The sequence below is a fragment of the Sandarakinorhabdus sp. genome (assembly GCF_041689835.1).
Taxonomy (GTDB): Bacteria; Pseudomonadota; Alphaproteobacteria; order Sphingomonadales; family Sphingomonadaceae; genus Sandarakinorhabdus.
The window spans coordinates 1-22,838 of sequence record NZ_JBDNFM010000028.1 but is presented as its reverse complement, the minus strand read 5'-3'; the positions used below and the strand labels follow the sequence as shown (position 1 = coordinate 22,838).

22 protein-coding genes and 1 tRNA gene are annotated in these 22,838 nt (G+C 64.7%); 11 read left to right on the top strand and 12 right to left on the bottom strand.

The genetic code is table 11. The annotated features are described in order from the left end of the window. Nucleotides 1-8: 8 nt before the first annotated feature. From ACESL8_RS01395 to ACESL8_RS01385, 3 genes are all read right to left on the bottom strand, one after another. Nucleotides 9-554, bottom strand: coding sequence for an ActR/PrrA/RegA family redox response regulator transcription factor (locus ACESL8_RS01395; protein WP_372915139.1), 546 nt, complete (start codon nt 552-554; stop codon nt 9-11). A 2-nt stretch (nt 555-556) separates the two neighbouring features. Beyond that, on the bottom strand, nt 557-1,855 hold the full coding sequence (locus tag ACESL8_RS01390) for an ActS/PrrB/RegB family redox-sensitive histidine kinase (RefSeq protein ID WP_372915137.1): 1,299 nt from the start codon (nt 1,853-1,855) through the stop codon (nt 557-559). A gap of 95 nt (nt 1,856-1,950) precedes the next feature. Continuing rightward, nucleotides 1,951-2,520 carry an ankyrin repeat domain-containing protein gene (locus ACESL8_RS01385; RefSeq protein WP_372915135.1) on the bottom strand — a complete coding sequence of 190 codons (570 nt, stop codon included), beginning with the start codon at nt 2,518-2,520 and terminating at the stop codon, nt 1,951-1,953. Between the two features lie 113 nt (nt 2,521-2,633). On the opposite strand from ACESL8_RS01385, the gene ACESL8_RS01380 reads away from it, so the two are divergent. The 3 genes from ACESL8_RS01380 to ACESL8_RS01370 all read left to right on the top strand — a co-directional run bounded on the left by ACESL8_RS01380 (nt 2,634) and on the right by ACESL8_RS01370 (nt 4,461). Then, nucleotides 2,634-3,263 (top strand): SCO family protein, encoded by a 630-nt coding sequence (locus tag ACESL8_RS01380; RefSeq protein WP_372915133.1) that lies wholly within the window; start codon nt 2,634-2,636, stop codon nt 3,261-3,263. Then, nucleotides 3,253-3,690: a YcgN family cysteine cluster protein gene (locus tag ACESL8_RS01375; RefSeq protein WP_372915131.1), complete on the top strand. Its 438-nt coding sequence runs from the start codon at nt 3,253-3,255 to the stop codon at nt 3,688-3,690. The genes ACESL8_RS01380 and ACESL8_RS01375 overlap by 11 nt, the downstream gene beginning before the upstream one ends. An 84-nt stretch (nt 3,691-3,774) precedes the next feature. After that, on the top strand, nt 3,775-4,461 hold the full coding sequence (locus ACESL8_RS01370) for a M48 family metallopeptidase (RefSeq protein ID WP_372915129.1): 687 nt from the start codon (nt 3,775-3,777) through the stop codon (nt 4,459-4,461). 11 nt (nt 4,462-4,472) lie between these two features. Here ACESL8_RS01370 and ACESL8_RS01365 read toward each other — a convergent pair whose 3' ends face one another. The 5 genes from ACESL8_RS01365 to lptB are packed head-to-tail and all read right to left on the bottom strand — an operon-like array spanning nt 4,473 to nt 9,695. Continuing rightward, nucleotides 4,473-5,225, bottom strand: coding sequence for an alpha/beta fold hydrolase (locus tag ACESL8_RS01365; protein WP_372915127.1), 753 nt, complete (start codon nt 5,223-5,225; stop codon nt 4,473-4,475). Continuing rightward, entirely contained in the window at nt 5,225-5,950 is a 726-nt protein-coding gene (locus tag ACESL8_RS01360; protein ID WP_372915125.1) for a DsbA family protein, read from the bottom strand. Before ACESL8_RS01360 ends, ACESL8_RS01365 begins: the two co-directional genes overlap by 1 nt. Nucleotides 5,951-5,985: 35 nt before the next feature. Next, nucleotides 5,986-7,356, bottom strand: coding sequence for a M48 family metalloprotease (locus tag ACESL8_RS01355; RefSeq protein WP_372915123.1), 1,371 nt, complete (start codon nt 7,354-7,356; stop codon nt 5,986-5,988). A gap of 32 nt (nt 7,357-7,388) precedes the next feature. Beyond that, nucleotides 7,389-8,885, bottom strand: a complete 1,497-nt coding sequence (rpoN, locus tag ACESL8_RS01350; protein ID WP_372915121.1) for an RNA polymerase factor sigma-54 — start codon at nt 8,883-8,885, stop codon at nt 7,389-7,391. 27 nt (nt 8,886-8,912) lie between these two features. Then, nucleotides 8,913-9,695: an LPS export ABC transporter ATP-binding protein gene (lptB, locus tag ACESL8_RS01345; RefSeq protein WP_372915119.1), complete on the bottom strand. Its 783-nt coding sequence runs from the start codon at nt 9,693-9,695 to the stop codon at nt 8,913-8,915. A 160-nt stretch (nt 9,696-9,855) separates the two neighbouring features. Here lptB and ACESL8_RS01340 point away from each other — a divergent pair, with 160 nt between their 5' ends. Next, nucleotides 9,856-10,611, top strand: a complete 756-nt coding sequence (locus tag ACESL8_RS01340; RefSeq protein ID WP_372915117.1) for a sulfite exporter TauE/SafE family protein — start codon at nt 9,856-9,858, stop codon at nt 10,609-10,611. Here the strand turns inward: ACESL8_RS01340 and ACESL8_RS01335 are convergent. Continuing rightward, nucleotides 10,608-12,971: a DNA translocase FtsK 4TM domain-containing protein gene (locus tag ACESL8_RS01335; protein ID WP_372915115.1), complete on the bottom strand. Its 2,364-nt coding sequence runs from the start codon at nt 12,969-12,971 to the stop codon at nt 10,608-10,610. The genes ACESL8_RS01340 and ACESL8_RS01335 overlap by 4 nt on opposite strands. A gap of 183 nt (nt 12,972-13,154) precedes the next feature. Here ACESL8_RS01335 and ACESL8_RS01330 point away from each other — a divergent pair, with 183 nt between their 5' ends. Together ACESL8_RS01330 and ACESL8_RS01325 are read left to right on the top strand one after the other, a co-directional pair. After that, nucleotides 13,155-14,378 carry a UbiH/UbiF/VisC/COQ6 family ubiquinone biosynthesis hydroxylase gene (locus ACESL8_RS01330; RefSeq protein WP_372915113.1) on the top strand — a complete coding sequence of 408 codons (1,224 nt, stop codon included), beginning with the start codon at nt 13,155-13,157 and terminating at the stop codon, nt 14,376-14,378. A 32-nt stretch (nt 14,379-14,410) separates the two neighbouring features. Further along, complete coding sequence (locus tag ACESL8_RS01325) at nt 14,411-16,216, top strand: flavin-containing monooxygenase (RefSeq protein ID WP_372915111.1); 1,806 nt, start codon at nt 14,411-14,413, stop codon at nt 16,214-16,216. Here the strand turns inward: ACESL8_RS01325 and ACESL8_RS01320 are convergent. From ACESL8_RS01320 to ACESL8_RS01310, 3 genes are read right to left on the bottom strand one after another with little or no spacing between them, the layout of a single operon-like run. Next, the gene (locus ACESL8_RS01320; protein WP_372915109.1) at nt 16,213-16,404 is read right to left on the bottom strand and encodes a Trm112 family protein; all 192 of its coding nucleotides are present in this window, start codon (nt 16,402-16,404) and stop codon (nt 16,213-16,215) included. The two genes, ACESL8_RS01325 and ACESL8_RS01320, sit on opposite strands and share 4 nt — an antisense overlap. Before the next feature lie 13 nt (nt 16,405-16,417). Further along, nucleotides 16,418-17,068 (bottom strand): LON peptidase substrate-binding domain-containing protein, encoded by a 651-nt coding sequence (locus tag ACESL8_RS01315; protein ID WP_372915106.1) that lies wholly within the window; start codon nt 17,066-17,068, stop codon nt 16,418-16,420. Next, a complete protein-coding gene (locus ACESL8_RS01310) occupies nt 17,065-17,970 on the bottom strand; it encodes a tetratricopeptide repeat protein (protein WP_372915104.1) in 906 nt (301 codons plus the stop codon). Before ACESL8_RS01310 ends, ACESL8_RS01315 begins: the two co-directional genes overlap by 4 nt. A gap of 148 nt (nt 17,971-18,118) precedes the next feature. Here ACESL8_RS01310 and ACESL8_RS01305 point away from each other — a divergent pair. The 5 genes from ACESL8_RS01305 to mmsB all read left to right on the top strand — a co-directional run bounded on the left by ACESL8_RS01305 (nt 18,119) and on the right by mmsB (nt 22,638). Further along, nucleotides 18,119-18,193, top strand: a tRNA-Gly gene (locus tag ACESL8_RS01305). 109 nt (nt 18,194-18,302) lie between these two features. Beyond that, a complete protein-coding gene (locus ACESL8_RS01300; protein ID WP_372915102.1) occupies nt 18,303-19,256 on the top strand; it encodes a cation diffusion facilitator family transporter in 954 nt (317 codons plus the stop codon). A gap of 65 nt (nt 19,257-19,321) precedes the next feature. Further along, complete coding sequence (locus ACESL8_RS01295) at nt 19,322-20,830, top strand: CoA-acylating methylmalonate-semialdehyde dehydrogenase (protein ID WP_372915099.1); 1,509 nt, start codon at nt 19,322-19,324, stop codon at nt 20,828-20,830. Between the two features lie 154 nt (nt 20,831-20,984). Continuing rightward, nucleotides 20,985-21,758 carry an enoyl-CoA hydratase-related protein gene (locus ACESL8_RS01290; RefSeq protein ID WP_372915097.1) on the top strand — a complete coding sequence of 258 codons (774 nt, stop codon included), beginning with the start codon at nt 20,985-20,987 and terminating at the stop codon, nt 21,756-21,758. A gap of 1 nt (nt 21,759) precedes the next feature. After that, nucleotides 21,760-22,638: a 3-hydroxyisobutyrate dehydrogenase gene (mmsB, locus tag ACESL8_RS01285; protein WP_372915095.1), complete on the top strand. Its 879-nt coding sequence runs from the start codon at nt 21,760-21,762 to the stop codon at nt 22,636-22,638. Nucleotides 22,639-22,838: the final 200 nt, after the last annotated feature.

Sequence of the window (22,838 nt, the reverse complement as noted above, 5' to 3'; positions counted from 1 at the left end):
GCTGCGCCTTATTTCGGGCTTCGCTTCGCCAGAATCCTCTGCAGCGTACGCCGGTGCATCTTCAGCCGGCGAGCGGTTTCAGAGACGTTGCGATCGCACAGTTCATAAACGCGCTGGATATGCTCCCAGCGCACGCGATCGGCCGACATCGGTTCTGGCGGCGCTTCCGGGCGCGCACCGCCTTCAGCTGAAAGGGCGCGCACAATGTCTTCGGGGTCGGCTGGCTTGGCCAGATAGTCGATGGCACCGGCCTTCACAGCGGCGACAGCAGTGGCCAGATTACCATAGCCAGTGAGCATGACGATCCGCACATCCGGGCTGGCCGCACGCAATTCAGCAACCAGATCAAGGCCGTTGCCATCTTCTAGGCGCATGTCCACAACGGCATGGGCGGGCTTCAACCGGGCCGCTTCGACACGGGCTTCCTGCAGGCTGCCGACGGCGGTGACCGCAAAACCCTTGCGCGACAGCAGCACCGAAAGCCGCTGACGGAAGGGGGCGTCGTCATCAACCAGCAAAAGCGGACGACCTTCAGTTTCGGGTACACTAGCCATTGTCATTGCTCCTGTTCCACCCCAGCGGGGTCAGTAACCTCAAATTCGGCCCGTAGCCAGCGCACCTCGACCTTGCCGCCGCCTTCGGGGCGGTTGGAGAACGCCAGGCGCCCACCGGTGCGTTCGATCAGGGTGGTGGCGATGAACACGCCAAGACCGGTAGAATCGGATTTTGATCGTGATGGCCCCAGCATCGGTTCGCCCAGCCGCGGCAGCAGGTCGGGCGGAAAGCCAAAGCCGTCATCCAGCACCGCCACCCGGATTTCCGACTGGGTGATGATGGTCTCCATCGTCACCTCGGTTGCGGCATGGCGCACGGCGTTGGATACCAGATTGTTCAGCGCATGCAGCAGCTCGGGCGAACGCTGCACGATGGGCTGGCGGCCGTTCACCGCGACAGTGACCGGCACCCGCGCCGGCTTCACGCTCTGGGCCACTTCATGCAGCAGCAGGTCCAGTGTGAGGATGGCGAAGGGGTCTTCGGCTTCGGCGCGAGTGGAAAGCTCCTTCATGATGCGCCGGCTGCGCGCGGCCTCGGCGGCAAGCAAGCGGATATCCTCGCCGAAATCGGGATCGTCGCCCAGTTCTTCTTCAAGGCTGTGGGCGATCAGGCTGATCGAACCCAGCGGCCCGCCCAGTTCATGAGCCGCCGCCGCCGCCAGGCTGCCCAGCGCGTTCATGCGGGCTTCGCGGGTCAAGGCAGCTTCGGTCGCCACCAGTGCGCGGGCCCGGCCGCGAGCCTCGGCCGACACCATCCACAAATAGGCAGCGAGAAACCCCATGGCGAGGCCATAAGCGATCAGATCGCCAAGGCGGTAAACCAGCGGAAATTCCGGCGGTGGCCCGCTCCACGGCAGCGGCTGGGCCCACAGCCAAAGCACAGCCAGAACGCACATCGCCAGCCCCAGCAACGGCGCCATTTCCCGCGCCGTGAGCAAGGTGGCAGAAATAGTGACCGGCACGATCAGCAATAGCGAAAATGGGTTCGCTAACCCGCCGGTGAGGAACAACAGCACCCCGGCCTGAATCAGATCGAACGACAGGTGCAGCGACAATTCGCGGCCTGTCATCCGGTCGGAGCGTTCATAAAGAGTGGAAAGGCCGACGTTGAGGATGACCGATGCGCCCATGGCAGCCACCATCGATCCCCAGGGAAGCGGATAGCCAAACCACAGTCCGACCACCAGCAGGGTGGTGAGCTGCCCGAGGATCGCGATCCAACGAATGCCGGCCAGCGTGCGCACACGCACCCCCGGTCGATCAAAGGCGGTTGCCGCAATGGAGAGCCGTTCCATCGCCATGACCTAAACGCCTCCGGCCGGTTCGCCCATGCGGCGTGTGGTTACACCTGCCGACCAGCGAAGACATTGGCCGCCTGGCGCGGTGCCGCGCATTATCAGAGCGACGGCCCCTGCATGCGGCCGGTCGGCTTCACCGGCAGGTCCTTCAGCAGTTTGGCGATGCTCGCGGCGCGCGTATCGCTGGTCGCAACGGCCCGGGCTGATATGCCGCTGTTGTCGGCCAAGTCGGGATTGGCGCCTGCTTCGATCAATATCTTGACCAGCGCGAGGTCGCGCGCTTGTACTGCTTTCAAAATGGCGGTTTCGCCCAATCGGTTCGGGATGTTCACCTGCGCCTTCAGCCGGATCAGTGTCGCCACACCCTCGCTCCAGCGGCTGATCGTGGCCAGCATCAGCGCCGTGTTGCCTTCCCGGTCCTTGAGGTTGAGGTTGGCGCCCTTCTGATAAAGCAGACCCAGCCAACCAAGATCGCCGCGGCGGGTGACCATGTGGACGCCGGTTTCGCCGGTGTCGTTGTCGCGGGTATTCACCACGGTGGTGCCCGGCTTGTCGGCCAGCTCGATCGCCTTGTTGACGTCGCGGTCTTTCACCGCCTTGATGAAATTATAGCTGTCGGAAAACTGCGCCGCAGCCGGGCTGGCCCCCGCAGTTGCTGCTGCCAACATTACTGAAACGAGAAGTCGCTGCCACATCATCGACAAGCTGCCACCTTTTCCCTTATGCTCGGTTTACCTTATACCTTGAGCACAATGACAATGCATAGCCACAAGAGCCGTCTATGAATAGCGGCAAGAATCTGCGCCTGTGGCTGGTGCTGGCCATCGCCGTGGCGGTGGCAGGCGCGCTGGGCTGGATGCGCTTTGCCGGGCCTCAGGCCGTGCCGCTGGCCGTTCAGGGCAATCTGGCCGGCGCCAGTCTGGGCGGGCCGTTCACGCTGATCAATCAGGATGGCCAGACGGTGCGCGACCGGGATTTTGCCGGGCGCTGGCGGCTGGTGTATTTCGGCTATGCCTTTTGCCCTGATGTCTGCCCCACCGATCTGGCGCTGATCGGGCGCGGGTTGCAGGCATTCGAAGCGAAGGATGCCGCGCTCGGCGCACGCGTCGCGCCCATCTTCATTACCATCGATCCGCTGCGAGACACGCCGGCAACGTTGAAACCGTTCGTGGCGGCCTTTCATCCCCGTCTTGTCGGCCTCACCGGCACAACAGCGCAGATTGATGCGGTGACCAAGGCTTATGGCGTCTATGCCAAGCGCATGGATACCGGTGATCCCGAAAACTACCTGATGGATCATAGTGCGATGGTCTATCTCTTTGATCCCGCCGGAAAGCCGGTCGCCTTTCTCCCGCACCAGGGGCTTTCCGCCCAGGCCATCACGGCATTGCTGGCCGCCCATGTTCGGTAGGCCGTTCTGGGAAACCACACCGTTCCACCGCATGAGCCGGGAACAATGGGAAAGCCTGTGCGATGGCTGCGGCAAATGTTGCGTGCACAAGCTGGAGGATGAGGAGACCGGCGACGTGTTTCCCACCAACGTCTGCTGCCGCCTCCTCGACACCGCGACCGGCCAGTGCAGCAATTATCGCAACCGCAAGGCGCTGGTGCCCGAATGCGTGCGGCTCACCCCTGGCAAGCTCGACGATCTCGATTGGCTCCCCGACAGTTGTTCCTATCTGCGCGTGCACCGTGGCCAGGGGTTGGCGGAATGGCATCACCTGATCACCGGTGATCGCCAATCAATCCACCGCGCCCGCCAATCGGTCGCCGGCCGGGTGATCAGCGAAGATCATATCGGCGATCTCGAAGACTATATCATCGACAAGCCATTGTGACGGTGCCCGGTGCTGCCCAAGATGCTGCGATTCCGCCGACCGTCCCTGCCTGAACAGCTTATCATCGCGGGCCGCTGTGTGCCCGTGGTGGCAACGCGCCGGCCGGCCGCGCGCGGGGTGCGGCTGCGCGCCAGCGCCGTCAACGGCCGCATCGAGATCAGCCTGCCCCCGCGCGGCGGGGAGGAGATCGTCGCCGCCCTGCTGAAGGCGCATCACACCTGGCTGGAAGCGCAGGTGGCAAGCTGGCCGCGCGCCATTCCGTTTGCGCCAGATGCTCGGCTGCCCATCGATGGTCTGCCGGTTCGCATCGATTGGCAGCCCGATCACCCGCGCATGCCCATGCTGGTCGGCGATGTTCTGCGTGTCGGCGGGCCGCTCTCGCTGCTGCCCGGCCGTACCGAACGCTGGCTGAAGGCGCGGGCACTGGCCGATCTGGAGCCGGCCACGCGCCGCCTCGCCGAGAATTTGGGCCAGCCGCTGGCGCGGGTATCAGTGGGCGATGCCAGCAGCCGCTGGGGCAGTTGCGCCAGCGCGCGTTCGGGCGTCAACGATGCGGAGGGCGCGCGCATTGCCTATAGCTGGCGCCTGATCATGGCCCCGGACTGGGTGCGCTATGCCATCGTCGCCCACGAGGCAGCGCACCTCGTCCACCAGGATCACAGCCCGGCTTTCCACGCCCTCAACCGCCAGCTCGACCCGCGTGCGGGCGAAGCGCGGCGCTGGCTGGCGCGTTACGGCGCGGCGCTGCATTGGGTGGGGCGGCAAAGCTAATCTGGCACCAACTAGTGCGGATGGCGCAACCAGGCAGCGATTGCGGTGCCGAAATCGAGCTTGGTCACGGCGCTCATGTGGTTGCCGGCGATTTCCGCCAGCGCGGCATTGGGCAGTTCCAGCGTCAGGGCGGGCGCCGAGCCATTGTCGCGGTCGTCCGCTCCGCACAGCACGAGGCACCGCGTTTCGATTCCGTGCAGCGCTTCTATGGGCGTGGAGACAAAGCTGTTCAGCAGAAGGCCGACAGCGGCCGTATCGACCTTGTTCTGCTTCATGAAAGCAGCGGCAAAGGCTTCAGGGCTGCCGCTCGGCCAGCCATCGGGCTGCCGCACGACCTTCTTGAAGAAGTCAGCGCGCGCGGTGCCGCCGGTGAGGCCTTCGAGACCCATGCCGGAAATGATGGCCTTGCCCGGCCGCAAACCGCGCGCCAGCAGCCGCACCAGTGTGCGCGCGCCCATCGAATAGCCGGCGATATCGAAATCGGTCAGGCCCAGCTGACCGATCAGTGCTTCGATATCCATCGCCAGCACATCGGGCGGATAGGCGGCTGCATCGTGCGGCGCTGCGCTCAGGCCGTGGGCACGGAAATCGGGCATGATCACCCGGTATCCGGCCCCGGCAATCTCGGGAGCGGCCCCGTATCGCCGCCAGTTCATCTCGCCGGACGAGAACAGCCCGTGCAGCAGGATGATCGGCCGACCAGCGCCGATCTCGACAACCGCGATCTCCGCCCCGTCAAACCCGCGAAATCGTCTTGTGTCCATCACCGCTCCTTTTCTGCCCGAGCCGCGACCACGGCTTCCTTCAGCCGGTCAAAGCCCACCGCACCCGACAAGACGCGATTGCCGATGATGTAACTGGGTGTGCCGGTCAGCCCCAGATTGCGGCCCAGCAGCAGGTTGCGATCCAGTTCGGCTTTCAGGGCCGTGTTACTCAGATCAGCAGTGATGCGCTCTTCCGAAAGGCCAACGCCCTTCACGATGCCCATGGTGCGCACCAGGCTCACCCTGCCCGGGCTGTCGAACATGGCATCATGGAATTTGCGATATTGGCCTTGGGTGGCGGCCGACAGGCTGGCCATCGCAGCTTCGGTGCTGGCCGGGGACAGCACCGGGAAATCGCGGTAGATCACCATCAGCTTTGGATCCTCGCGCACCAGCTTTTGCACGTCGGCGTGGCCCTGCCGGCAATAGGGGCAGGCGTAATCGAAAAACACCACCAGCTTCACATCACCGGCTGGATTGCCGGCGGTGGCACCAGGAAAGGGGGTTTCGATGGCGGCGCGGTTGCTGGCCAATACCTTGCGCGCTTCGGCTTGCTCCAGCCGCGCGACGGCTTCGGGAATGATTTCGGGATGGCTCAGGATGTAATTGCGCACGATGGCTTCGATTTCGGCGCGATCGGGGCGGGCGTTGGCCTGACCGGCGGCCATGGCTGTGCCGGCGCCAACACCCGCTCCCGTCAGGCCGATAGCGAGGACAGCAGCCATGCTGAGCTGCCGATTCCAGAAACTCGCCATCGCTTTCACCTTTTCTTGCGTTTGCGCTGTTCCAGCGCGTCGCCAGCCACCAGCATGATATCGTCCGCCCGGATAAAGTCAGGCGTGCCGGCCGGCAAGCCCGCGCGCGCCACCCGCGCGTTCATCATGGCGCCCATGGCATTGCCTTCGAGGCTGAACCGCTCGGCCGCTGCCAGCGCGGCGCGCGACTTGTCACCGCGCCGATCATAGATCACGCCCAGCTGGTACCAGGTGAACGGGTTCTCGCGGTCAAGGCTCACCGCTTTCCTCAGCAGCGGTTCGGCTTCGGCCTGCAATTTTGCATCCTCGCTGGTCACCAGCGCGTGGCCGAGCAGGGTGATGATCATCGGCTCAAGCGGGGCGCGCTCCACGGCGCGGCGCAACACCGGCAGGCTTTCGTCCACCTTGCCCGATTCCAGCAGGATCTGGCCTTCCAGTTCCAGATAATAGGGATCGGCCGGCTGCAGCGCCACCAGCTTTGCCGCTTCGGCCATCGCCTGTTGGGGATAGCCCGATCGGTGCCAGGCATAGGCGCGGGCATACAGTGCGGCAGCCGTGTTGATGCCCTCGGGGTATTTCTGCATCACCCGCGGCGGCTCTTCCACAAAGCCGATAAGCTTGCCCTTGATGCGTTCGAATTTTGCCTGCAACGCCTTGTCGGGCGGCGTGTTCCAGGCTGGATCCTTTTCATACACTGCCACCAGATTATTGACGCGAGTGCCCGACAGCGGGTGGGTGCGGGCATATTCATTGTTCTGCGGGATCGCCAGCCGGAACTCCATGCCCTGCAGCTTGCGGAAAAACGCGATACTGCCCTTGCCCGAAATCCCGGCTTTCGACAGATACACCGCGCCGGCCTGATCGGTGCGGCTTTCCTGATCGCGGGTGAAGGCGAGGAACTTGCCCTGCGCCGCCGCCGTGCCCAGCCCCAGGATGGCCATGCCCGCTTCGCCGGCACCCGCCGCCACCGCCAACGCCGCACCCACCAGCGAAAGCAATGAAATCTTGCTTGCCGGTCCAGCACCTTCGCCAAAACGCACGTTGTGGCCGGCGGCGATGTGGCCCAATTCGTGGGCAATCACGCCCTGCAGCTCGTTCACGTTGTCAGCGGCAGTGATCAGGCCGCTGTGGATGAACACGTTCTGCCCACCGGTAACAAAGGCGTTGATGCTGGGATCGCCCACCAGCACGAACTGCACGTTGCGCGGCTCCAGCCCGGCGGCCAGCACCAGATCGCGGGAAATGTCGCGGAAGAACGCTTCGGTTTCGGCGTCGCGCAAAATCGATTGGGCTATCACCGCGCGCGGCTCGGCCAACAGCAGGATCGCAACACAGGCAAGGCGGAAACGGCGCATGATACCAGCTTTCTCTACCACGCTTTAACCGCGGGTGAAGCCGCCGGCCTGCGTCATGCTGCGCGCAGTGCCCGCGCCCGGCGCCGCTGCACCGATGATCCAACGCCAAGCGCCTCACGATATTTGGCCACCGTGCGCCGGGCCAGATCGAAGCCCTCGCCAATCAGCAGCTCGACCAATTTGTCGTCCGACAGCACGTCTTCGCCTTCGGCGGCAATAAGCCGGGCGATACGGTCCTTCACGGCCAGCGCCGAAGCAGTGTCGCCATCACCCGAACCAACGCCCGAGGTAAAAAAATATTTCAGCTCATACTGGCCGCGGTCACACAGCATGTATTTGTTGCTGGTCACCCGGCTCACGGTCGATTCGTGCATCTCGATCACCTCGGCAATCTGGCGCAGGGTCAGCGGCTTCAGCCGACTCACGCCGTGCTCGAAAAAGCCCTGTTGCAGGCGCACGATCTCGGTGGCGACACGGATGATGGTGCGGGCACGCTGGTCCAGCGCCTTGAGCAACCAGTTGGCGCTGGCCACGCATTCGTTGAGGAAACCGTGGGTGGCCCTGTCCGCGCCGACGGCAAGCTCGCTGTGATAGTCGCGGTCGATGATCAGGCGCGGCAGCGTCGCCTGGTTGAGGCTGATCTGCCAGCCGCCATCGGGGCCGCGCAGCACGAACACATCGGGCACCACCGGAATTGCGCTTGTGCCGCCATAACGCAGGCCGGGCTTGGGATCATATCGTTTCAGCTCGTGGATCATGTCCACGATATCCTCACGGTCCAGTTTGCACAGGCGAACGAGGCCATGAAGATCGCCGCGCGCCACCATGTCGAGATTGTTCAGCAATTTTTGCATCGCCGGGTCGCAGCGATCGGCAACGCGCGCCTGGGCGATCAGGCATTCCGACAGGGTGCGCGCCGCAACGCCCACCGGATCGAACATCTGTACCTCGGCCAGCACCGCCTCGACACGGGCAGGCGACACGTCCAGCTGGCCGGCAATTTCGTCCACCGGCTCGGCGAGGTAGCCGCATTCATCAAGGCCATCGATGATGAAGCGGGCAATGGCCAGATCAACGCCGTCAAATCGGGCTTTGGCCTGCGCCTCCAGTATCTCGGTCAGGCCGGCCTCTCCGCTGGCAATCCGCTCGAAATCCGGGCCGTCCTCCTCGTTGCCGGACTGGCCGGCGCGTTCGCCCCAATCGGCTGGCTGGTCCGATCCGCAATCATGGTGGAATCGTTCGCCTGTGTAATCGGCGTCGAGCGGGGCATCGCCGCCGCCATCGCGCAACAAAGCCTCCAACCCGGCGCTGCTAAGATCGTCGTTTCCGGCAATCGCGTCGGGCGGCGCATCCACCCCGCTCGGCCCAGCTGGCTCGGGCGGACCGGCGGCGTCACCGCTGGCAAGCAGCGGGTTGCGCTCCAGTTCCTCGGCGATCCAGCCTTCCAGCTCGACATTGGTCAGCGTCAGCAGCTTGATGGCCAGCTGCAGCTGGGGGGTCATCACCAGCTGCTGCGATTGCCTCAACTCAAGGCGCGGCCCCAGTCCCATCTCAGTGCCCGGTTGCTCCCGCAGACGTCACAGGCTGAAATCCTCACCCAGATAGACGCGGCGCACGGTTTCATCGGCCACCAGCGCTTCGGGCGTGCCTTCAAACAGCACGCGGCCATCATAAATGATGCAGGCACGGTTCACGATTTCCAGTGTCTCGCGTACATTGTGATCGGTGATCAGCACGCCGATGTCGCGGGCGCGCAGCTGCACCACCAGCGCGCGGATATCGGCGATTGAGATGGGATCGATACCGGCAAACGGCTCATCGAGCAGCATGATCGACGGATTGGCGGCCAGCGCGCGGGCGATTTCGACGCGGCGTCTCTCTCCGCCCGACAGCGCCATCGCGGGCGCAGTGCGCAGCCGGGTGATGTTGAATTCGCTGAGCAATTCTTCCAGCCGAGCCGCCCGCGCCTTTGCATCAGGTTCGGCCACTTCGAGCACGGCCATGATGTTCTGCTCCACGGTCATGCCGCGAAAGATGCTGGTTTCCTGCGGCAGATAACCCAGGCCCAGCGCGGCGCGGCGGTACATCGGCAGCCCGGTGATATCGTGGCCGTCGAGCAGGATGCGGCCGGAATCCGGCGTGGCCAAGCCCATGATCGAATAGAAACAGGTCGTCTTGCCGGCACCATTGGGGCCAAGCAACCCGACCACTTCGCCGCGGCGGACGGAGAGCGATACATCGCGCAGCACGACCCGATTGTCATACTTCTTGCCGATGCCATCAACCGACAGGCCGCGCAGTACCGCTCCGCCCTGCGCGCTGTCGGTTTGCTCCTGTTGTTTCATCACGTCTACAGCCATGGTCGAATCGATTCCTGCCAACTGGCGCGAAAATTGCATGCCAAAATAAAGTTATCGTGAAACTGGTTCCACGCCAAGCCAGACGATGCTGTAATTCCCGGGATTTATGTTGCCAAATTGGTGCTTTCGGTGAAAAGCCCGGCTCGCAAAGGAGGCGGTGATGCTAAATTTCGATCCGGTAATGCTGGCGTTGCTGCTGGGAGCGGGCCTGTGGGCAGGCGCCCAGAATGCGCTGGCAGGCGGCGGCAGTTTCATCACCCTGCCGGCGCTGATCGCCGCCGGGCTGGATCCGAAACTGGCCAATATCACCTCCACCATGGCGCTGTTTCCCGGCCAGATCACCACCGGCATTGCCGGCCGCAAGCTGGTGGCGGGGGCCGAGCGATTGTCGTTCAAGGCGCTCGCGGCCATCGCGCTGGTGGGCGGGGTGGCCGGCGCGCTGCTGCTCAACGCCACGCCCACCAGCGTCTTTGCTTCCATGGTGCCGTGGCTGGTGCTGCTCGCTACTGCCGTGTTCGCATGGGGTGCCTTCGGGCCCAAAAAGTCCGTGGACCGGGCACCGCCGCCGGCGTGGATCACCGTTCTCACCCAGTCGACCATCGGGGTGTACAGCGGATTTTTCGGTGGCGGCGCCGGGATCATGACGCTGGCTAGCCTCACCATCGCCGGCCTGGCCGTGCGAAACGCCGGCGGCACCAAGAATGTGCTGGTCTCGTTGTCCAACACCACCGCCGCCATATTGTTTGCCCTCACAGGCAATGTGGCGTGGATGCACGCGCTGGTGGTTGGCATCGGTGCGATGGCCGGCGGCTATGTCGGTGCCAAGGCCTTGGCCGTCGTGCCGGAAAAGGCGCTGAAAGTCGCCGTAATCCTGATCGGCCTCGGCCTCACCGTCGGTCTGTTCCTGCGCGCCTAACGCCGCTGCCCATATTCGTCGATCAACACCTCGCGCCGGCCCACATGGTCGGGCCGGCTCACGAACCCGTCCTGCTCCATCCGCTCGATCAGGCGTGCGGCGTTGTTGTAGCCGATGCGCAGGTGGCGCTGCAGGAAGCTGGTGCTGGCTTTCTGGGCCTTTGCGATCACGTCGATGGCCTTGGCATAAATGTCGGCCTCATCATCACCGCTGCGTCCGCCGGTGAGGCCGGCACTGGTCAGGTCAAGCTGGCCATCTAGATCGGCTGGCTCTTCGGTGACGGCCTCAAGATAGTCCGGCACGCCCTGGGCGCGCCAGAAATCGGCCACGGCTTCGACCTCGGTATCCGAAACGAACGGCCCGTGCACGCGCACCAGCTTGCCGCCGGCCATCCACAGCATGTCGCCCTTGCCCAGCAGTTGTTCGGCGCCGGGCTCGCCCAGAATGGTGCGGCTGTCGATCTTGCTGGTCACTTGGAAACTGATGCGCGTCGGCAGATTGGCCTTGATGACGCCGGTGATGACATCCACCGATGGGCGCTGGGTCGCCATGATCAGGTGGATGCCGGCAGCGCGCGCCTTTTGGGCGATGCGCTGGATGAGGAATTCTACTTCCTTGCCGGCGGTCATCATCAGGTCGGCAAGTTCGTCGACCACCACCACGATCAGAGGCATTGGCTCGAAATCGAGGATTTCCTCCTCGATGATCGGCATTTCGGTTTCGGGGTCCCACCCGGTCTGCACGCGGCGCACGAACGGTTTGCCGGCCGCCTGCGCTTCCCTCACCTTCTGATTGAAGCTGGCGAGGCTGCGGACGTTAAGCTCGCTCATCTTGCGGTAACGGTCTTCCATCTGCTCCACCGCCCATTTCAGCGCGCGGATGGCCTTGGGCGGATCGGTCACAACGGGCGCCAGCAAATGCGGAATCCCGTCATACATCTTCAATTCTAGCATCTTGGGATCGATCATGATCATTCGGCACTGGGCCGGGGTCATGCGAAACAAGAGCGAGAGGATCATGGCGTTGAGACCAACCGATTTGCCCGATCCGGTGGTGCCGGCGATCAACAGATGCGGCATCGGCGCCAGATCGGCCACCACCGGCACTCCGGCGATATCCTTGCCCAGCACCAGCGGCAGGGTCACGGATCGGCTGTCGAAATCGGCGCTGCCCAGCAGCTCGGAAAGCGATACCGCCTCGCGCACCGGATTGGGTAATTCGATGCCGATCACATTCTTGCCCGGCACGACTGCAACGCGGGCCGACTGCGCGCTCATCGAACGGGCGATGTCATCTGCGAGCCCGATCACCCGGCTGGCCCGGATGCCCGGTGCCGGTTCCAGCTCATACATCGTGACCACCGGGCCAGGGCGCACTTCGCCAATGCGGCCGCGCACGCCGAAATCCTCCAGTACGCCCTCCAGCAGTCGGGCATTCTGCTCCAGCGCCGCCGCATCGATGCGCGCGCGCGGAGCCGATGGCGGCGGCGCCAGCAGGTCTAGCCCGGGCAGCACAGCGGCATCACCAAGATCGAGCGATTTCTGCTTGTCCCGCACCGCGCGATCGCTGCGGCTCGGCCGTTCGGGCGGCTCCAGTACCACCAGCGGGCCTTGCTGCGGGTCGGTTGTCTGCTGCGCCGGGGCTTTCGGGCGGGGTCTGGTCGGCGGCGGCAAATTCAGGCTGCCGGGTTCGGCCTCTGCTACATCCTGGCTCCACAGGCGCCGGCCGGCAGCGATGGCATCACCCACCGCCTCGCCGCTGATCGCGCTGCCCCAGGCCAGCAGGGCCAGCCCCAGCGGAGCCAGCAGGATCGCCAGCACCGCGCCTGCCGGCACATCGGCCAATTCCGGAATTGCTTCAACACTGGCGGTGGCTGCGGCAAGGCCCAAGCCCAGTAATCCGCCCGCCCCGGCCGGAGCGCCCATATCTGACAGGCCAAAGCCGCCGGCAGCAAGCGACAGCAGCACCGCGCCGGCCACGCTGCCACCAGCCATGCGGGCGACCAGAACCGGCTCCTCGCGTGCCACTCGCCAGCCGGCCAGCAGCAGCGCCGGGGCGAGCAGCAGCACCGGCCAGCCCGCCAGTTGCAGCAGCAAATCGGCAACGTGTGCGCCGGCAAGGCCCATCCAGTTGCCGGCAGCGCGCGCCGTGGCCGTATTGAACGAGGGATCAGCTGGCGAATAGGTGAGCAGCGCCAGCACCAGCGCCGCGCCTACCAGTGCAATCGCGCCGCCAGCCGCCACGCGTGCCGCGACTCGCAATGCCAGCGCCAGCGCCGTGCGCAAACGCGCCAGCCAGGCGGGGCCGCCGGTGCTGCCGGTGCCGCTGCGCTTGGGGGCAGATGCTGCCCGAGTGGCCATGGCCGATCTGCCTTTCGAGGGGAATCCGGATATAGCCCGCTGGATGTTCACCATTTGGGCGCTGTGTAAAGATGAATCAGGCCTTGTTTGCGGTCAAGGGAAACCGGACCGTGCAAAATCGCATTCGCCTCGGACAACATGTCCCGCTTGGGGGAATACCCACGGTCGGCTAAAGACAGTCGCATGACGATGGATGCAGACGTGATCATTATTGGCGGCGGCCTGGTTGGCTCGACGCTCGCGCTGGCGCTTGCCCGCCACGAAGTGACAAGTATCGTGGTCGATGCGCAGGACCTCGACAGCACCACCCTGCCGGCCTTCGATGGCCGCGCGACCGCCGTGGCCAGTGCCTCGGGCCGCATGCTTCGGGTCTTGGGCTTGGGTGACATCCTCGACACCCATGGCTGCCCGATCCGCGAGATACGCGTAACCGATGCTGCTCATCCGCAGTTCCTCCATTTCGATGCCGGCGGGGGCAACGATCCCCTTGGCACGATGGTGGAAAACCGCTGGCTGCGCACTGGCCTGCTGCGGGCGGTGCGCAGCTGCAAAGAGGTGATGCTGCTGGCTCCGGTAACGGTGGCCGGCATCACGCGCGACGATCGTGCTGCCGCCCTCACCCTCACCGATGGCCGCGTGTTCAAGGCGCCGCTGGTGGTGGCGTGCGACGGCCGCCGTTCCGCAACGCGCCAATCCGCCGGCATTCCGATCGCGACCTGGCAATATGATCATGCTGCGCTGATCACCATGGTTGCCCACACCGTCCCGCACGAGAACATCGCTTGCGAATTATTCTACCCGTCGGGTCCGCTGGCGCTGTTGCCGATGCGCGACACCGATGATGGCCGCCCGCGCACTGCCATCGTGTGGACGCTGGACCGCAAGCACATGGAGGCAGCCAAGAAACTCGGGCCAAAACAGCTTGCCGCCGAAATCGCCGCCCGCATCGATGGCACCATGGGCGAGATCGAGGTGATCGCACCGCAGGCGGTGTGGCCGCTGGGCTATCACCACGCCGCCCGCTACACCGATACGCGCTTGCTGCTGCTCGGCGATTCCGCCCACGGCATCCATCCGATCGCCGGCCAGGGTCTCAACATGGGCTTCCGCGACGTGGCCGCTGCGGCTGAAGTGCTCACCAATGCCGCGCGTTCGGGCCTCGATCTCGGCAGCCCGGATGTGCTCGCCCAGATTTCGGCGTGGCGCCGTTTTGACAACAGCCTAGTGTGCGCCGTTACCGATAATCTCAACCGGCTGTTTGCCATTCCTGGCCGCGCCCCCAGCCTGGTGCGCCGCTTGGGCCTGTCCGCTGTTGAACGTCTCCCGCCGTTGAAGCGCTTCTTCATGAACCAGGCTCGTGGTGAAACCGGAAAACTGCCAGCTTTGCTGAAAGGCGAACTTGTCTAACGTCCCGGCACGAGCTGGGGAGTGTGAACAAGATGAAGGCAGCCGGCAGCGTGACGGACAAGTCGGCTATTCTAGCCCGCTATCAGGCCGAGCGTGACAAGCGCCTGCGCGACGACGGCAACGACCAATATGTCGAGACCAGTGGCCAGTTTGCCCATTATCTCGGCGATCCTTACATGCCCGTCATCCAGCGCCAGGCGCTGACCGATCATGTGACGTTCGCCATGGTCGGCGGCGGCTTTGCCGGGCTGTGTGTGGGCGCACGGCTGGTGGAAGCCGGCATCACCGATGTGCGCATCATCGACAAGGCCGGCGATTTTGGCGGTAACTGGTATTGGAACCGCTATCCCGGCGCCCAGTGCGACACCGCCTCGATCATCTATCTGCCGCTGCTTGAAGAAACTGGCCACATGCCGAGCGAAAAATACGCCCATGCGCCGGAAATCCTGGAGCAATCGCGGCGCATCGGCCGCACGTTCGGACTGTATGAAAAGGCGCTGTTCCACACCAGGGTCAGCGATATCGTGTGGGATGATGACCGCAGTGTGTGGGTGGTCACTACTGATCGCGGCGACAGCTTCACCGCCGATTATGTCGCCACCGGTACCGGGCCACTGCATGTGCCCAAGCTGCCGGGCATCCCCGGGCTCGGCAGTTTCAAGGGCCATAGCTTCCACACCAGCCGCTGGGATTATGCCTACACCGGCGGCGACACAAATGGCGCCCCGCTGACCAAATTGAAGGACAAGCGCGTCGCCATCATCGGTACCGGGGCGACATCGGTGCAGTGCGTGCCGCACCTCGCCCGTGCCGGCGGCACCGTCTATGTGGTGCAGCGCACGCCGTCGTCGGTGGATGTGCGCGCCAACGTGCCGATCGATCCCGTATGGTTCCAGAGCATCGCGACGCCGGGTTGGCAGAAGCGCTGGCTCGACAATTTTGCCCGCAATGTCGGCATGGGGCCACCACCAGCGGAGGATCTGGTGCAGGACGGCTGGACCGATCTGACTCGCCGCATCCGCGAGCGCATCATGTTTCTGCCGACGGACCAGATGAATCCCGCTGGCATGATGGCTGCCTATGAGGATGCCGATCTGGAAAAAATGTCGGAAATCCGCGCCCGTGCCGAGGCCATCGTGCACGACAAGGACACCGCCGAGAAATTGAAGGCCTGGTATAGGCAGTTGTGCAAGCGGCCCTGTTTTCACGATTCCTATCTGCAGGCCTTCAACGAGCCCGGCACTCATCTGATCGACACCGCCGGCCACGGCGTCGAGCGCATTGACGAAACCGGCTTCTGGGTTGGCGGCGCTCATTATGAGGTCGATTGCATCGTCTACGCGTCGGGCTTTGAAGTCGGCACCTCGCACGAGCGCCGCGCCGGTTTCGATATCGCCGGCGTGGGCGGCAAGCGGCTTTCAGAGGCGTGGCAGGGCGGCATGCGCACGCTGCACGGCTTGCATGTCAACGGCTTCCCCAACGCTTTCATCGTGCAGGTCGCGCAAGCGGCCAATTTCATCGTCAACGTCCCGCACAACTGGAGCGATGCCGGTGATACCATCGCGGCGGTGATCAAACACGCCCGCGACACCGGTACCCGCATCATCGAAGCCAAGTCAGACGCGCAGGCCAAATGGGTTGCACTGGTGCAGACGGCAGTGCCCGGCATGGCCGGCGCCGCAGCCGATTGCACGCCGGGCTATTACAACAACGAAGGCAAGGGACGCGATATCTCGGAAGGCTTTCCCAGCGGCTACCCGCTCGGGCCAGCGGCCTACTTCGACTATATCGATCGCTGGCGCCGCAGCGGAAAATTCGAAGGCCTGACGTTCGCCTAACCGGTTGGCGGCAAAAACTCGCGGGCGGCGTCGGCCAGCAGGATCGGCACGCCGTCGCGGATCGGATAGGCGATGCCGGCGGTGTCGTTCACCAATTCCTGAGCCTTCTGGTCATACCGCAGTGGCTGGCGCGTTTGTGGGCACACCAGCAGGGCCAGCAGGCGCGGATCGAGCGCGGAGCCGGCCATCAACTTGGCCTCGTCATTGCAGGCTGCCGCTGCCGGGGCCGACGGCGAAACTCATCAGCGCGGCCAACGTTTGCGCACGATCGGCCAAGGTGGGCGCCTCCAGCAGCGCTTGCTTTTCTGGCGGATCGAATGGCAGCGCACCGGACAACGCCGTCACCAGCCCTTCATCATCGGCCGATTGCACCGCTTCCCAATCGGCAGCGAGGCCGCGTGCATCGAGATAGGGGCGCAGAGCGTCTTCGAGAGCGGCGCGGTTGGCAGCGTCCAGCGCGTCGTCTTCGTGCCGGTCATCGGCAAAGCCGTGGTAATCGGTCATGACTTGGCGATAAGGCGTGTTCCGCTCAAGTTCAGCGCCAATGCGGAAGCGGCTGACGCCGACCAGCGCCAGCAGAATGCGGCCATCGTCGGTCTCGCGATACTCGGTGATGCGGCCGAGGCAGCCGACCTTGTAAAGCGGCGGCGGATCGCCTGAGTGCTTTGGCTGGATGATTCCGATCATGCGGTTGGCGGCGCCGGTGGCGGCCATCGCGTCCTTCACCATCGCCAGATAGCGCGGCTCGAAAATGTTGAGCGGCAGCACGCCGCGCGGCAGCAGCACCGCGCCGGTGAGAGGAAATACCGGCACTGCCGCCGGCAGGGGCTCCAAGGCTTCGCTTTCGCTCATGAAAACCAGATGGCGCGCAAGGTGGCGCGGGTCTTGATACTCCATGGATCAGACAGGCCGGCGGCTTCAAACATGGTCAGCAATTTGGCCCTTGCGGCGCCTTCGTTCCAGGTGCGATCGGCTTTTATGATGGCCAGCAAATGATCGGCAGCGGCATCGCGTTCGGTGCGCGCGGCCAGTGCCGAGGCCAGTTCAAATCGGGCGGCGTGATCGTCTGGCTGGGTGGTCACCTTCGCAATCAGATCGGCCAGCTCGTCATCGGCCGGCGCGTCGGCAGCCAGCGCCAGCGCAGCGCGGGCACGGCCCACCACTTCGTCCTTGCTGTCGGCGGGCACCGCGGCCAGCGCTGATCCAGCAGCATCGGTTCGTCCGGCGGCCAACTGCGCCAGCGCGAGGTGGCCGGCCAGATCGTCACGTTCCGGCATTTCCTGCACCAGCGCACCCAGCATGCCGACTGCATCGTCATGGGCGCCGGCGGCAGTGGCTTGCGCAGCGCCGCCAATCATCGCGGCGATCTGCTCTTCCATTTCTGCCTCGTCGGCGCTGGCGGGAACACCGGCCAGCAGTCGATCAACAAAAGCCGCAAGCTCACGTTCACTCAAGGCACCCTGGAAGCCATCCACAGGCCGGCCATCCAGAAAGGCATAAACGGTGGGGATGGACTGAATGCGGAACTGCGCGGCAAGCGCCTGGTTCTTGTCCACGTCGATCTTCACCAATTGCACCTTGGGCGCGCGGGCAGCCACCAGCCGTTCCAGCGCCGGCCCCAGCGTCTTGCATGGGCCGCACCATTCCGCCCAGAAATCGACCAGCACCAGTGCCGTCTTCGATGCCTCGATGACATCGACACGGAATGCCTCGATGCTGGCCTTTTCTGCGGCCGGGTTGGGAATGCTGGCCAAGGGGTAATGCTCCATCAGAATGCGTTACCCTTATATGGGCGTGAGGGGCGGGGTTTGCCAAGACGGCGGTTGCGCACAGGTGTCCGGAAAAAGGGGCTTGCAAGTTAAAAGCGCCCGGTGTTAAAGCCGCGCTCCCGGCGACGGGTGAGCGGGTGTAGCTCAGGGGTAGAGCGCAACCTTGCCAAGGTTGAAGTCGAGAGTTCGAATCTCTTCACCCGCTCCAGTCGCTATTTGAAAAGGCGGTCCCAGTGGGCCGCCTTTTTCATTTTCTCCAGCGTGCGCGCCAATGCGCCCCTCTCGACTTGCCGGCCGGGCCACCTCATAACGCACGCATGCACAGCCACGCCCACAGCCACCCAATGGGCGGTCATGATCATCATGGCCACGGCCACAGCCATGCGCCGCCAGATTTCGGCCGGGCCTTTGCCGTTGGGGTGGTGCTCAACCTTGCCTATGTCGCCGTCGAGACGGCGGCAGGGCTGTGGATCGATTCGATGGCGCTGCTGGCCGATGCCGGCCACAATCTGTCGGATGTGGCGGGGCTGCTGATCGCTTGGGGTGGCCTCACGCTGGCTCGGCGGGCGCCCACGGCCCGCTTCACGTGGGGCTTGCAGCGGTCGCCGATCCTGGCCGCACTGGCCAATGCGCTGATTCTGGTGGCGGCGTGCGGCGGCATTATCTTTGAATCGGTGCACCGGTTGGCCAATCCCATGCCGGTGTCGGGCAATGTGGTGATGCTGGTGGCGGCGGTGGGTGTCGTCATCAACGCCGGCACGGCGCTGATGTTCATGCGCGGCCGGAAGGGTGATGTTAATGTGCGCGGCGCTTATCTGCACATGCTCGCCGATGCCGGCGTGTCGGCGGCGGTGGTGCTGGGCGGGCTGGTGATTCGGCAAACCGGCTGGACGTGGGTCGATCCGGTGCTGGGGCTGGCCGTCGCTGCCGTGATCCTTCGCGGCACCTGGGGCCTGCTCAGCGAATCGCTGGCGCTGGCGCTGGATGCGGTGCCGCCTGGAATCGAGCCTGCCGCCGTCAATGACTGGTTGACCGGGCTAGACGGGGTGGCAGCCGTCCACGATCTGCACATCTGGCCGCAAGGCACCACTGGCGCCGTATTGACAGCGCATCTGGTGATGCCGGCCGGCCACCCGGGGGACGAGGTGCTGGCCAACATCGCCCACGCCCTGCATCATCGCTTCCAGATCGGCCATGCCACGCTGCAGGTGGAAACCGGCGCCGACCACTGCCGCCAGGCGCTTCCCGAAGGGTGTGGCGGCGGCCACTAGGTCCGACCCCGGCACTGATGCAACTGTGGGTGGCACCGGCCGGCTGGCCGGAGTAGAAACGCACCATGCGCATCATCGACCATCACATCGCCGGCCAAATTGTATCCGCCGGCAGCCGCACCAGCCCGGTGTATGATCCCAATTCGGGCCAGGTGCAGGCGCAGGTTCGCCTCGCTGGGGCCGATCTGCTGGAACAGGCGGTTGCTGCCGCTCGCGCCGCCCAGCCGGCCTGGGCTGCGACCAATCCGCAGCGCCGCGCCCGGGTGATGTTCAAGTTCAAGGAGCTTGTGGAAGCCCGCATGGACGAACTGGCCCGCGTGCTCAGTTCCGAACACGGCAAGGTGCTCGCCGATTCGCGCGGCGATATTCAGCGCGGGCTCGAAGTGATCGAATTCTGCTGCGGCATCCCGCACGTGATGAAGGGCGAATTTACGCACGGCGCCGGCCCCGGCATCGATATCTGGGCCTTCCGCCAGCCGATCGGCATCGGGGCGGGCATTACCCCGTTCAATTTCCCGGCGATGATCCCGATGTGGATGGCCGGCGTCGCCATCGCCACCGGCAATGCCTTCATCCTCAAGCCATCCGAACGCGATCCCACCTTGCCGCATCTGCTGGGGGACATTTTCCGCGATGCCGGCCTGCCCGAGGGCATTTTTGCCGTGGTGAACGGCGACAAGGAGATGGTGGACGCCATCATCGAGCACCCGGATATCGCGGCGATCAGCTTTGTCGGCTCATCGGATGTGGCCGAATATATCCACAGCCAAGGCTGCGCCCGCGGCAAGCGCGTGCAGGCAATGGGCGGGGCCAAGAACCATGCCATCGTGATGCCCGATGCCGATCTGGATCAGGTTGTGCGCGATCTGGCCGGCGCGGCGTTCGGCAGTGCCGGCGAACGCTGCATGGCGCTGCCGGTGGTGGTGCCGGTAGGGGACGCCACTGCAACCGCCCTGCGCGAAAAACTGCTGCCGGCGATCGCCAAGCTGCGCATCGGCATCAGCACCGATCCCGAAGCCGATTACGGCCCGGTGGTCACCGCCGCGCACAAGGCGCGCATCGAAAATTACATCCCGATGGGCATCGATGAAGGCGCCGAGCTGGTGGTCGATGCCCGCGGCTTCACGTTGCAGGGCCATGAAAGCGGTTTCTTCGTCGGGCCGACGCTGTTCGATCACGTCACGCCCGACATGCAAAGCTACCGCGAGGAAATCTTCGGGCCGGTGCTGCAAATCATGCGCGCCGCCGATTTCGAGGGCGCGTTGCGGCTGCCGTCCGCGCATCAATATGGCAACGGCGTCACCATCTTTACCCGCAACGGCCACGCCGCCCGCGAATTTGCGGCGCGAGTGAACGTCGGGATGGTTGGCATCAACGTGCCGATCCCGGTGCCGGTGGCCTATCACAGCTTTGGCGGCTGGAAGCGCAGCGCCTTTGGCGGCATCGGCCAGCACGGCATGGAGGGCGTGCAATTCTGGACCAAGCGCAAGACGGTCACTGGGCGTTGGCCAGACTCGGGGCCGGATGGCGGCATGGATGGGGGATCGGCGTTCGTCATCCCGACAATGGGTTGAGCCAACTCCCTCTCCCTTGCGGGGAGGATCACTCGCGCAGCGCGCGGCGGGGTGGGGGTCCTGCCCGTCGCCACAACATCACCCCCACCCCGGGCCGGCGCTGGGCGCCGTCTCTCGACCCTCCCCGCCAGGGGGAGTGAGCTGGAGTTTGGACATGAGCTTTGAAACCATCCTTGTGGAAACCCACGGCGCCGTCACGCTGGTTCGCCTCAACCGTCCGCAGGCGCTCAACGCACTGAACAGCGCCGTTCTGGCTGATCTGATCGCTGCCTATGCCGCCTATGATGCCGATGCCGCGCAGCGCTGCCTGGTGCTCACCGGCAGCGAAAAGGCGTTCGCGGCGGGGGCCGACATCAAGGAAATGAGCGGTCAAAGTTTCGGCCAGATGTATGGCGGCAATTTCTTCGCCGGCTATGATCATGTCACTGCCACCCGCAAGCCGTGGATTGCAGCGGTATCCGGCTTTGCGCTGGGCGGCGGCTGTGAATTGGCGATGATGGCCGATATTATCATCGCGGCCGAAAACGCCAAATTCGGCCAGCCCGAAATCAAGCTGGGCGTCACGCCCGGCATGGGCGGATCGCAGCGGCTGGTGCGCGCCATCGGCAAGGCCAAGGCCATGGAAATGTGCCTGACCGGGCGCATGATGGACGCTCATGAGGCCGAACGTTCCGGCCTGGTCGCCCGCGTCGTGCCCACCGAAGCCCTGATCGACGAAGCCATGAAGCTGGCGCAAACCATCGCCGGCATGGCGCCGCTGGCCAGCATCGCCGTAAAGGAAGAAATCGACACCGCGTTTGAAATGTCCCTGAAGGACGGCATCCGTTTTGAACGCCGGCTGTTCCACGGCCTGTTCGGCAGTGCCGACCAGAAAGAAGGCATGGCGGCGTTCGTGGAAAAGCGGCCCGGCAACTGGACGGGGCAGTAGCATGGCCATCATCGCTTTCATCGGGGTCGGTAACATGGGCGGCGGCATGGCCCTCAATCTGGTCAAGGCAGGGCACGCGGTGCGGGCCTTTGATCTGTCAGCCGGCGCGCTGGCGCGGGTGGTCGCCGGCGGCGCAGTGGCCGCGAACAGCGCCGCCAATGCCGCCACCGGGGCTGATGTGATCATCACCATGCTGCCCGCGGGCAGCCATGTGCGCGCCGCCTATGAAGGCGATTTGTTTGCGGCGGCGGGCACAGATGCGATCCTGATCGATTGTTCCACCATCGATGTCGCCACCGCCAAGGCAATGGGCGAGGCAGCGGCCGCCAAGGGCCTGGCGATGGTTGATGCGCCGGTATCGGGCGGCACTGCAGCAGCCGATGCCGGCACCCTCACGTTCATGGTTGGCGGCCCGGCGGCGGCGTTTGCGGCGGCGCGGGCGGTTCTGGATCAGATGGGCAAGGCGGTGATCCACGCCGGCGGTGCGGGCATGGGTCAGGCGGCCAAGATCTGCAACAACATGATTTTGGGCGCCAGCATGATCGCCACCGCCGAAGCCTTTGTGCTCGCCGAAAAACTGGGGCTGGAGGCGCAGACGTTCTTCGACATCAGCAGCAAGGCCAGCGGGCAATCATGGTCCATGACCAGCTATTGCCCTGTCCCCGGCCCGGTGCCCACCTCGCCGGCCAACCGCGACTATCAGGGCGGTTTTGCTGCCGCGCTGATGCTCAAGGATCTGAAACTGGCGATGGCCGCCGCACAAGGGGCAGGCGCCAGCGTGCCGATGGGGGCGCAGGCCGAAGCGCTGTATCAGTTGCTGGCCAACAACGGGGGCGGCGCAGCGGATTTTTCCGCCATCATCAAATTGCTGCGCGGATAGACACTGCGCGCCCGGCTCTTTTGTTTTTGCCCGCGCCTGCTAGGCAGGGTGCGTGGATCTCGAAACATTTCTGACGCGTTGGTACGGCAAGGCGGGCGGTGCAGAGCGTGCCAATTATGCGCTGTTCCTCACCGAATTCTGCCAGGTGCTCGGGCTACCCGGTCCGGCGCCGGCTGATCACGACACGCAAACGCGCGGCT